The sequence below is a fragment of the Paenibacillus sp. Y951 genome (assembly GCF_056786395.1).
Map to the genome: position 1 here is coordinate 54,947 of NZ_JBXCIY010000015.1, position 11,262 is coordinate 66,208.

8 protein-coding genes and 4 pseudogenes are annotated in these 11,262 nt (G+C 38.4%); 3 read left to right on the top strand and 9 right to left on the bottom strand.

What is annotated here, in order from left to right:
- Positions 1 to 25 precede the first annotated feature (25 nt).
- The 6 genes and pseudogenes from gucD to AC1TPB_RS18800 form a co-directional block, all read right to left on the bottom strand.
- On the bottom strand, positions 26 to 1,492 hold the full coding sequence (gene gucD / locus AC1TPB_RS18775; protein WP_482077933.1) for an alpha-ketoglutaric semialdehyde dehydrogenase GucD: 1,467 nt from the start codon (positions 1,490 to 1,492) through the stop codon (positions 26 to 28).
- A gap of 28 nt (positions 1,493 to 1,520) precedes the next feature.
- Positions 1,521 to 2,396 (bottom strand): fumarylacetoacetate hydrolase family protein, encoded by an 876-nt coding sequence (locus tag AC1TPB_RS18780; protein WP_482077934.1) that lies wholly within the window; start codon positions 2,394 to 2,396, stop codon positions 1,521 to 1,523.
- 73 nt (positions 2,397 to 2,469) lie between these two features.
- Entirely contained in the window at positions 2,470 to 3,234 is a 765-nt protein-coding gene (locus tag AC1TPB_RS18785) for an IclR family transcriptional regulator (protein WP_482077935.1), read from the bottom strand.
- A 93-nt stretch (positions 3,235 to 3,327) separates the two neighbouring features.
- A pseudogene (locus AC1TPB_RS18790) lies at positions 3,328 to 4,554 on the bottom strand (transposase); the annotation flags it as partial.
- 125 nt (positions 4,555 to 4,679) lie between these two features.
- The gene (locus AC1TPB_RS18795; protein WP_482077936.1) at positions 4,680 to 5,621 is read right to left on the bottom strand and encodes a stalk domain-containing protein; all 942 of its coding nucleotides are present in this window, start codon (positions 5,619 to 5,621) and stop codon (positions 4,680 to 4,682) included.
- Positions 5,622 to 6,071: 450 nt separating this feature from the next.
- A pseudogene (locus AC1TPB_RS18800) lies at positions 6,072 to 6,221 on the bottom strand (NAD-binding protein); the annotation flags it as partial.
- A gap of 168 nt (positions 6,222 to 6,389) precedes the next feature.
- Here AC1TPB_RS18800 and AC1TPB_RS18805 point away from each other — a divergent pair.
- The 3 genes and pseudogenes from AC1TPB_RS18805 to AC1TPB_RS18815 all read left to right on the top strand — a co-directional run.
- Positions 6,390 to 6,932 (top strand): annotated as a pseudogene (locus AC1TPB_RS18805) (ABC transporter ATP-binding protein); the annotation flags it as partial.
- Positions 6,933 to 7,001: 69 nt separating this feature from the next.
- Positions 7,002 to 7,454 (top strand): ABC transporter permease, encoded by a 453-nt coding sequence (locus AC1TPB_RS18810; RefSeq protein WP_482077937.1) that lies wholly within the window; start codon positions 7,002 to 7,004, stop codon positions 7,452 to 7,454.
- Positions 7,455 to 7,466: 12 nt separating this feature from the next.
- A pseudogene (locus AC1TPB_RS18815) lies at positions 7,467 to 7,724 on the top strand (NAD(P)H-dependent oxidoreductase); the annotation flags it as partial.
- 114 nt (positions 7,725 to 7,838) lie between these two features.
- Here the strand turns inward: AC1TPB_RS18815 and AC1TPB_RS18820 are convergent.
- Genes AC1TPB_RS18820 through AC1TPB_RS18830 form a run of 3 tightly spaced genes read right to left on the bottom strand, consistent with a single transcriptional unit; the run spans position 7,839 to position 11,208 of the window.
- Positions 7,839 to 8,348: a YfiT family bacillithiol transferase gene (locus AC1TPB_RS18820; RefSeq protein WP_482062213.1), complete on the bottom strand. Its 510-nt coding sequence runs from the start codon at positions 8,346 to 8,348 to the stop codon at positions 7,839 to 7,841.
- A gap of 41 nt (positions 8,349 to 8,389) precedes the next feature.
- Positions 8,390 to 8,521, bottom strand: a complete 132-nt coding sequence (locus AC1TPB_RS18825) for a hypothetical protein (protein WP_482077938.1) — start codon at positions 8,519 to 8,521, stop codon at positions 8,390 to 8,392.
- Between the two features lie 38 nt (positions 8,522 to 8,559).
- On the bottom strand, positions 8,560 to 11,208 hold the full coding sequence (locus tag AC1TPB_RS18830) for an S-layer homology domain-containing protein (protein WP_482077939.1): 2,649 nt from the start codon (positions 11,206 to 11,208) through the stop codon (positions 8,560 to 8,562).
- Positions 11,209 to 11,262 lie beyond the last annotated feature (54 nt).

Sequence of the window (11,262 nt, forward strand, 5' to 3'; positions counted from 1 at the left end):
TCAATTTATATACCTCAATTGGCAATTACCCTTTTATATATACCGTTTTGATTGCTGTATAAAATTCAATTGCCGCTTGCCCCTGCTCACGAGAATGGGAACTAGATTGCTTCATCCCACCAAATGGAGCCTGTAATTCAACACCTGCTGTTTCGGCATTTACACGCACCATCCCTGCCTCCATATCATGAATGAAGGAAATCATTCTACTAATATTTTGCGTATAGATTGAAGCGCTTAAGCCAAATTCGGAGTCATTAGCAGCTTCAATTGCTTCGTCAAAACTATCTACCTTGATCAATGCTAGTAACGGTCCGAAAATTTCTTCCTTAGCAATCTTCATATCTAAAGTGACATGTTCAAAAATAGTAGGCTGTACAAAGAAGCCATCCTGCATGCTCTCATCCGTCGGAACACCTCCGCCGACTAACAGAGTAGCGCCTTCCTTTTTACCTTGCTCTATATAATGTAGAACTGTCTTGTGCTGATTCTCGTTGGCACATGGACCTAACCATGTTGTAGCGTCCATGCCATCACCTACTTTTAGCTGTTCTACTTTTTCTACAAGCTTTTGTTTAAATTCGTCATAAATTCCTTTTTCTACAATGACTTTACTCGTTGCTGTACATTTCTGACCTGTTGATTTCAGACCTCCGCTAATAGTAGCCTCTACTGCTAGATCAATATCTGCATCATTAGCAATAATAATAGGATTTTTACCTCCCATTTCAAGTTGATATTTTGCACCACGTGCAAGTGCCGCCTGACCAACCTGCTTGCCAACATTATTAGAGCCTGTAAAGGTAACTCCATCTATTTGACGATGCTCGGCAATGCCTTGACCAATCGTCACGCCGCTACCAATGACCATATTTAATACCCCTGCTGGTATCTTCGCATCGTGGAAACATTCCATAATTTTGGCTGCTGTGACACCTGTTTCAGTTGCTGGCTTCCATACAATTGTATTCCCATATATTAATGCGGGAGCAATCTTCCAAATCGGAATAGCAACTGGGAAATTCCACGGTGAAATAACACCTACAACACCAAGTGGCGTTCTCGTTGTAAACATTAAAGCTTCAGCATCAGAAGCTGGAATGACATCACCTACTTTTCTCATTCCTTCTCCAGCATAATAGCGAAGAATAGCAACGCCCCTAGCTGTCTCTCCCTTTGCCTCTGAGAATGTTTTTCCCATTTCTCTCGTCATAGTCTCTGCCACTTCATCAAGTCTAGCTTCTAAAATATTCGCTACCTTGAATAAATAATTACCTCGCTCCACACCTGCTAACTTTCTCCATGCCTGCTTCGCATTGACAGCAGCTTGGACTGCTTCTTCTAGATCATCACTTGTTGCTTTCGGTAACCAACCTACTACCTCGTTGCGATGTGCAGGATTAATGCTTTTTTGCACTGCATCTTTCTGCGGCATATACCATGCCCCGTTGTAGTAATTTCCATATACTTGTTCAATTGCTTTTGTCATCATAATCTCCTCCATATCGAATAATTAATATTTATGCTTTTGCTACACTATTCACTAGCTTACCAATGCTTTCAATTTCAATTTCAATTACATCATGCTCTGCAAGTGTAAATTTATTGGGTGGTACGATACATGTCCCCGTAAGCAATACTGTCCCATTAAAGATCACGTTGTCTCTAATTAGAAACGATACTAGCTCTTCAAGCTTACGCTTCAATTGCGATGTATTCGCCGATTCTTCCACAACCATTTGACCATCCCGATAAATACGCAAAGTCATTTCTAGTAAGTAAGGATTGTCTACTGTTTCAGCAATTCGTATTGCTGGACCAATTGAACATGATTGGCGCCAAACTTTTGCTTGCGGTAGATACAATGGATTTTCTCCCTCAATATCACGCGAACTCATATCATTTCCAACAATATAACCAACAATCTCACCTGAAGAACTCAGTACAAGTCCAAGCTCTGGTTCAGGGACCTGCCAATTAGAATCATTGCGGATGCATACATTCTGACCTGGTCCTACCGTCCTAGCTGCAGTTGACTTCATAAATAGCTCCGGTCTCTCTGCATCATAAACTTTATCGTAAAAGGTCAATGCATCTAGCTTGCCATCCGTAGCCTCGTAATTTCTTGCTTCCTTACTACGGCCATAAGTTACCCCTGCCGCCCATACTTCTGGAGCATCCAAAGGTATAATGATCTCCAACTCATCCCAATTCACCTGTTTTGTTTCCTTTCCTGCACGATCAGCAACAATATAGCTTAATGCGGATTGACCTGCTTTCTGCGCTTGATCAAATACGTCCATCGCATCATGCACATCCAATTCACATAAATATAAATCATCAGAAATCGAACCTATTTTCACTATTCCTTCTTCTACATAACGAATAATTCTCATCTAATTACCCCTTTTGTTTTATAATGTAAAACTTCGTTCTGTTAAATAGTTAAAATTTTATGCTTGGCAAAATCTATTTATTCCCTCTATAGCCTAGTTTTACTGATATTTCATCCGCAGACTGTTTCAGCTGCTGAATAAATACCTGCAGTTCTTCATCTCCAACTGATGCTACCATCGTTGATAAGCTTATTGCAGCCTGAATCTCACCATTATGATTGAATATAGGAACAGCTGCGCATCTAACCCCTACTTCATTCTCCTCATTATCAATCGCATAGCCATTAATGATGGCTGCTTCTAATGCTTGTTCATAGGTTTTCGCATTAAGAATTGTCTTTTCCGTCTTCTGCTCGAACGTGATGAACTTAACTAGATGTTGGCGTAATGGCTGTTCCTGAAAAGCAACTAGCACTTTACCCGCAGCACTTGTGTATAGGGGGACTGTTCTACCAATACGAGAATAGCGAATCGCAGCCTTCTCCCCTTCAACCTTATCGATATAAAGACCTTCATTTCTTTCTAGTGTGACTAAATGCGTAGTTTGACCCGTTAAAGAAGATAACTTTTTTAAGGATGGACGTACAAAGTCCCGTAAATCTAGCTGATTTAGAAATAACTGTCCCTTCTCGGCAAACCTCATACCAAGTCGATACTTCCCGTTTTCTTCGTCCTGTTGAATATAGCCGTGTAATTGAAGCGTTTTCAATAAAGAGTGAACGGTACTTTTATGAAGAGACATCTTTTCACTTATTTCTGTAATTTTCAACTCTGTTTGCTGTTCATCGAATAAATCAACAATCTTTAAAGCGCGATCAATAGCTTGAATAATTGGCATAGTAAACTTAAGCTCTCCTTCCCAATATAGTTTTACATTATAAAATTGTGTTCTGTATATTATATACATATTTTAGCAGAGTTTTTATTTTTGTAAATGAAAGAATTCCTTCAAGTAAGCATTTACTCTTTCAACTGCAGATCGTCTTTTAGCGATGTCTTTCCAAAGCTTTGAGCATCTGGCCGGAGCGGTATATTTCCTAAGATCCGTTGTTATCTTCATTTTATAGACTTTCTGGCAAAGTGAATCATGTGCCAATGGACAGCTTTCACATGCTTTCGGACGAACATATTTAAGTGTTTCATATTTCGGGTCGTAGCTCTCATAGCGGTAAGAATGCTCCCTCACACAAGTAGGTGCGAAGTATTCATCAAACCCGACAAGTTCTGGTTCTCGCCGACGATTATAAGCAATAATGGCATGAGCCTTCGCTTCTCGAACTTGCTTGTATATAGGTCCATAATCGTAACCTGCATCCATGGCTGCATAGTTGAAATTGAAATTTGGATGCTGCAAAGCAACCCCTTTTAGGAGCGGAATCGCGGCTTTACCATCATTCAAACTTCCAGAAGAGAGCATCGCTCCAAGGATATGTTGACTCTGCGTGCCTACGGCAAGGTGACCTTTATAGCCATACCAAAAGACATTTTTCCTATCGCTGTTTTTCTTGACTCCCCATTGCGGGTCAAGAGGCATTTCGTCACGTAGCACATGGAACGACTCTCTTAATTGAGCAGCAATTGCTTTCTCAAATATGGACTTTTGCTCTTCTTGTTCTTGTTTGTGTTGCAGCCAAGCTTCACGTTCGGCTTTTGATTTTCGCCCACGCTTTTTGGGCTCAGATTTTCCCTTTACTTGCTTGATAGGAGCCTGATCCCGAGCTTCAATATGGGTGGCATCTATGGCAACTGTATCATCCGTAATAAATCCTTCCGCTATGGCTTGCATGAGTAACTGTTATTGCATGTCCTCCAGCGCATAACTTTGGCTCATCTTGCGTACCAACCGAGAATAGGAGGATGCAGACGGAATGGCTTCAGAAAGCATAAAGCCACAATCCAGGCGGAATAAGATGTCATGTTGAAGTCTCTTGATTAAATCTTTGATCGTAGGAATCCGTTCCATAATCCTAACGATCAAGGAGTAGATCATCGCTCTGTAATTCACTTCAATAGGGGCCCCATAAAGCGATGTTTTTCTGACCAAACGCATGATAGGGGTAATAACTATTGTGGAAAAAATCTCGCGGAAACGATCTTTTTGTTCCATTTGATAAAGTTCTTGCAGGGTAAATAAACTCTCATGTCGAATATATGGCATAGGGAGTTCCTCCTTGTCTCATTTGGTTTTGTTCGCACTCAACCTATTCGAGATTTAGGGAGGTACTCCTTTTCCTATGCCTTAAAAAGCTAGTCTTAATAAGGCTTTTGATTTATGAAATTGATTCATTTTAGCTTGAAATAATAATATCTATTATCATAATCAAGATCACTATCACTTCGTTTAAGCATTAAATAGTTTTCTTTATTGTGAACAATTGGCACGATGATAGAACCCGATGCTGCATATGATCCAGAATCCTTAGGCCCTATTTGAGGATAACCGTTGAATGTTTTAAGTATATTTTTATATAAAGAACCCTCAAAACCAGTTATAGTTACACCATAAGCCATTTCATCTGAAGGAGTTCGAGCAGCTGAGAAGTTAGGATAATAATCTGCAAGATGACGGTAAGTAAATCTAGTATCCGTACCTTCTATGAACTTAGCATTTTTAAGGGCTACTTTCACATCTACTAACAAATAGGAAATTCCCTCTTCAGATTGTACTTTGAGTCCAAGCTTCTCAATTTCGCTAACACTAACAGGTACAGCTTTAGTAAGTGTTACTGTATATTGTGCAGTGTAATTGTATGAAGCATCAGCCTTTTTATTATATTCATCGTTATAAGTAAATGCTGTACCTAATTTAATTGGATCTGAGAATGTTCCTTTATTGGTACTAGTTGTACCTGTAGTCGAAGACGGATTATTAGATGATGAGGTATTATCAGTTGTCGATCCTGTAGATATTGATCCTGAACTTGTTGATCCCTTACCAGAATTTACGATAACCTTATTATTCGCTCCATCCCACTTTACGGATGCACCAAGAGCTTCTGCCAGTGGCTTAGCTGGTACATAGGTTCTACCTTCGAATGTAATTGGATATAGTTCTACTCCATCACTCTTCATACTTACAATCTTGCTATCTACCTCAATTTGAATTCCAAGATTTTGATATGCAGTTATCTTGCGTAAAAGTCCAGATGCATAGGTTATAGAGCTAATACTAAGAAGCAAAGAAAAAACAGTAATAACGATTAATAACTTACGTGAAACTTTCATAATAACATCTCCCCTTTTCATTATTTCCTATGTATGTACACTTAAAAAGCATAGCATTTAAGCACTAAAATTTCAATATATTCATATTTTTGTATATTTAAAAATTTCAATTGTAATCCATAAACTATACGTCCAACTAAACATATAAAATCATATTGATGAAACGCAAAGTTGCTCTTAACACCGTTTACAACTTCATCCCTTTGGTGAAAAAAGGTTTTTACGACGTTCGTTACCCCGGTATGATCCGGACAACGAACGCAATTTTATTTAATTTGGAATTTCTCGCAATCGGTCAGCTAGCACCTTCATCATTCCTTTGAGCACATCGATCTGCTGAAAACAGAACGAGAATACTTGGTGACGCCCAAGTTTTAGTAGCACGGTACGTTCTAGAGCCGTGCAATCCGCTGAACGCGGGCCACTGTAAATAATATTGATTTCTGCTGATGTCACGACATTAACCTTCGATTTCATTAAGTTTTCTACACTATGCTCATGAGCACGGAACTTATCTCGTCGATGAATGAGCGTCACTTCTTCAGTAATCGGTTCAAGCATAAGCGCCCAATCGACAGCAGAATCACCACCGCCATTGATAACAGGCGATCATCCCCAAAATCATAATTGGAATCGTACCTAACAATAACGTGTATGTTAATACTTTTCTAAAATATGGTTGACATCACCAGATAACACGCTAAACTATTCCTATAAGTTTACTGCGAATTAATTGATCTATTATATAAAATGCCGATTAGATAACTAAAGGAATTCACTGCAATTAGTAATATAGAATTTACCGTAAATGAGGGTGAATTTCTAACCATTGTTGGTCCTAGTGGATGCGGGAAGTCTACGCTTCTCGATTTATTGGGAGGTTTATCTACACCAACAAAAGGACGTATTTTACTTGATGGTCAAGAAATTAAAGGCCCTGGATTAGATCGAGGCACTGTCTTTCAACAGTATGCATTATTCCCTTGGAAAACAGCACGTGGCAATATCGAATTTGGACTTGAAGCAAAAGGAATACCTAAACGTGAATGGCGAGCACAATCAGATCATTATTTAGAACTGATCGGATTAAAAAACTTTGCTGATCGATATCCTCATGAATTATCTGGCGGGATGAAGCAGCGTGTAGCAATAGCTCGTAGTTTAGCCTTTAATCCAGATGTTTTACTTATGGATGAACCATTTGCAGCTTTAGATGCTCAAACCCGCGAAACTCTGCAAAGCGAACTGTTTCGAATATGGGAGAAAACTAAAAAAACAATTATTTTCATTACGCATGGTATAGATGAAGCTTTCGATGTACTTTTCATCTGCAGAGATGATTATCGAGAGGCTATGAAAAGTTTTAGGAGGTAAGAGAATATGGTTGCTATTAGTAAGCAAGTGAAATCGTCTAGAAGGCTTCATAAACTAACTTTTAATCCTTTATTCATATTACAAAAGCTATTCAAACAATCAATTGTACTTTTGCTGTTTTTAGTTACTTGGGAGGTTGCACCACGAATCGGTCTAGTCGATCCTGCTTTCTTCCCTACTTTTTCTGAAGTAGCAGCCTCATGGTGGAATATGCTCATAACTAACGAATTATTTTCTCATTTCAGTGCAAGTATGACTCGCTCCATTGTTGGTTTTGGTTTAGCTATCGCCTTTGCCGTACCATTAGGATTAGTAATTGGTTGGTACCCGATTGCACGTGATTTACTCACTGCTAATTTCAATAGTGAGCACATTCAATCAGTAAATCAGATTGTCGAGAAAGCCGAATCCGTCGTTGTTATTACACCCGTGTATAAAGCCGCTTATTCTGGAATTTAAAAAACTTATTTAGATTTACTTCCACATAAAGCACTTGAAAACAAAACAATTCTACCGATTGCAGTGGGAGGATCACTAGCTCATTTACTTTCAATAGAGTATGCATTAAAGCCTTTATTGTCGGTACTCGGAGCTACGACCATTTTGCATCCTGTCTATTTGATCGATAAGCAGATCGAACGTATTGATAATGGTAGCTTTATAATTGAAAAAGAAGTCATTCAACGTCTAGAGAAAGAACTAAACAAATTATTCCACGTGACAATATAATATAAAGGCAAATGGTTTACTTCTTCCACACTTATATCATGCTTAATAACGTATTCCATCAACCAACAAAAGTAGCTTATCGAAACTCGATAAGCTACTTTTATACATATGTTTTTATTTTGACAATGCAATTTTAATGTGTGCTAAGTGATGCTCTTCGTGCCAAGCTAATTTTGCAACTTTTGTTGCCACTTTAATCTTACCGTTTGTTTGGTGAGTAAATGCTCGATCTAGCTGCTCTTCAGTTAAACTTTGTCCTAAAGCTACGATGCGCTCATTAATACCTTCTAGCATCTTAATTGAACTTTCTACAGGAAGCTCGTTGTCTGGTTGAATCGCCCACTTCTCTTCATTAAATGCAGGTACAGTTGGGTTATCATCTGTTAAAGCTAACTTCAAACGTTGATACATGTTCAACTGAGAATCTGCAATGTGATGCACAAGCTGACGAATTGTCCAAGCACCTTCACGATAAGTTTTGTTCAATTGTTCATTATTTAATGAATCTACAGCTTCTCTCAATTGAATCGTATACGATTCAATTTGCTTTAACCACTTTTGAATATTTTCCAATGTTACCTCTTCTGGAACTTGTAATTTTCCAATTGGGAATTTCACATCCATTTTCAGACCTCTTTTCTACTTTTTATTTTCAGTAATAACACTTAATATAACAATTGTCTTAGTAGTTGTAAACCTTCACCAACTACAACTGACTCTAACATTCCATCAATAATTAGATTGATCATTAAAGGATTAGTCGTCATACTTGGCGCAAATAAAAAAACTGACGACAAATGTCGTCAGCCTAAAAATTAAAAACAATCAACTATCTTTATTTTGCTTCAATATGTGCAATGATACGATCATTTTCATATGTGACACTTACTTTATAACCATCAGCAGTTACATTATCGAATTCACCTTTAATTGCATCTGCAGTTATTAAAGTAATCACTTTAGAACCTTCAATCTGATAGTCAGAGAAATCTAAATTTAAGTCTCCACCTTCAAGATACAGTGTTCCATCGACAGTAATTTGACTGCTGTCATTATCCATCGCAATGTCTAAAGTACCATCATCCATTGTGAAGTTGCCATCAAGCGCTAATGCTCCATCAACATTAACTACAACTGTTCCATTCTCTAGATAAAGATCACCATTACCAAAGGCAGTTGTAGATTGAGCTACTAACGTACCATATTGAAGCAATGTTCCGCCTGTGTAGCGATTATCCCCTGTCAATGTAAGTGTTCCTGTTCCTTTTTTCGTTAACTTACCACTACCAGTGATATTATTTCTCCACCAGTCTTGCGCATTAAATCGCCCTTTGGAAGCATCCATATTAACGGTAACGTTGTCTAAGAACGCACCATATCCATCAGCTGCCGTTACCAAATCAATTCTACCCCAGCCTTGTGATTCGTCAATTACAGCGTAACCTGAGTCAATTGCTGTAGTATACAATACTTCTCTACGTTGTTCATCTGTTAAATAAGGTTGACGAGTTTCTAATAGTGCTTCTGCACCTTCAGGCACTACAGGGGCCAAACCTTTAATTCCTGTTTGCGGTAGACCATAAGTAAGCTTCTCTCTATAGAAAGCTTTATTAGCATCATGATCTTCCCATTTTGTTTCGTCGTATGCACTTTCGAAAGTATATTTGTCTGTTACCGTATGCGCATATTCATATAAACTCATGTTATTTGCTTCTGCTAATGCTCCAAATACTTCTCCTGCATTTTTATATGCTTTCTCTAATACTTCTTTGTTTTCTTCCTTATTAAGCGCATAGGCAGTCATTGCTGTCGCTTGTATTCTTGCACCGATAACATCAAGTGGTGAGTGCATCCCAGTAACGATTCTGTTTTCACCCATTACCGCTGCTCTAGTTAAAAACTCAGAGTATCTTTCCGGAGTTGCGTATGCAAATCCAAATGTTGATAAGTACGATGCACTTGTATGTCCACTTGGAAATGCTCCGTCTTTTCCTCTTCCATCCTCAGCTATTCTTCTTACATATTGTAATGCAGGAATAACCTTCACGTTGGTTTCATATTGTTGGTAATGTTTTTCTCCTGTTGTTTTCGTTCCTCCTGAAGCTAAAGGTTCTTTTGTTGCTTCACCTTTGCCTAATGTTTCCCAAACAGCTAATCCATTCGCATCTACGATCTCTACAACTTCTCCACTTGAATTCATTCTCCATGGTCTTGGAGATGAGTAGAAGTATTTAGATGGATTTGAAGAAGCAGGAGTTCTAAATCTAATTAAAGCAACTAAATCTACCATGTCCGCAAGTTCAGATTCAGCCCAATCTGTTCCCATTCCTTGGCTTTCGTCTTCGGTTGTTTCTTCTTCTAATACCATATTCATTTCATCCATCGTTCTTACAACACTTGTCGTTGGATTAACTATATCTACATAGGTATTAGCTAAAGGTCCAAAAGCCTCCATCATACTATATACTTTATCTCTTTGGTCATCATAATATGCTGCTAAAGTCTCTTCATCTGTTCGATTCTGAGTAATATCTTCTACATATTTGATATTAGCAACCCAAGTAGCTGCATTTCTAATCTCTTCATTAGCAAATGTTTTCTTATCTGCGACTACTGCTTTAGCATTGTTTTTATAGCCATCATAATAAATCGTAGGTCCATCTCCATACTTTGCAAATTCCCCATTTAAACCTGGTTTAGTTAACACTAATCCGTCTCTCCAAGCCGGTTGGTTTATGGACCATACCTGATCAAACCCATCTAGAATTTGAATAAATGGATTGGTTGTAACGATATTTTTCAATGTAGCATCATCAGCATTGCCTCCATCCTTCACTGCAGATAAAGGAAGCTGAACGAAATGCAAAGCATTATCTAGGGCAGCAACGGCTTCTGCGCGAGTGATTGAATTCAAAGGTTTAAATCTGCCATCTGAATAACCTTCCATAATGCTCTCAGCTGCAACTGCACCTACAGCACCTTTGCTCCAAGCCGCAATGGATGATGAATCGCTAAAGAAATTAGCTGTTTTCTCGTCCTTAATTAGCTTTTTAATTTTCGTGATCATGATTGCCGCTTCTTGACGTGTTATCAGGTCTTCTGGCTTCACCATATGATCCGTATAACCATTAATATATCCCGCTTCACTAGCTATGGATACTGCTTCGTAATACCATGCATCCTCAGAAACATCTTTAAAACTGATTGCAGCTTGCCTTGTGTAGCCAAAAGCGTGATTAACCACATTCATAAATTCTGCTCTAGTAATGTAATTATTAGGTTTGAATGAACCATCCGAATATCCTTTTATCAATCCTTCATCGTTCCAAGCTTGAATCTTTTCTTCTGCCCAGTGTCCCTTAATATCGGAGAACTGACCCTCCTGATTGGCTGCGAAACTCTGACTTGAAAACGTCGGGATTGTGATTGATAACATTAGAAGTAATACCAATGCCTTTTTAACTCGTTTTTTTGTAGCTTGCAACAACATGATCCTCTCCTCATAACTTGTTTTTTTATCTGTACCAGCGAATAATGA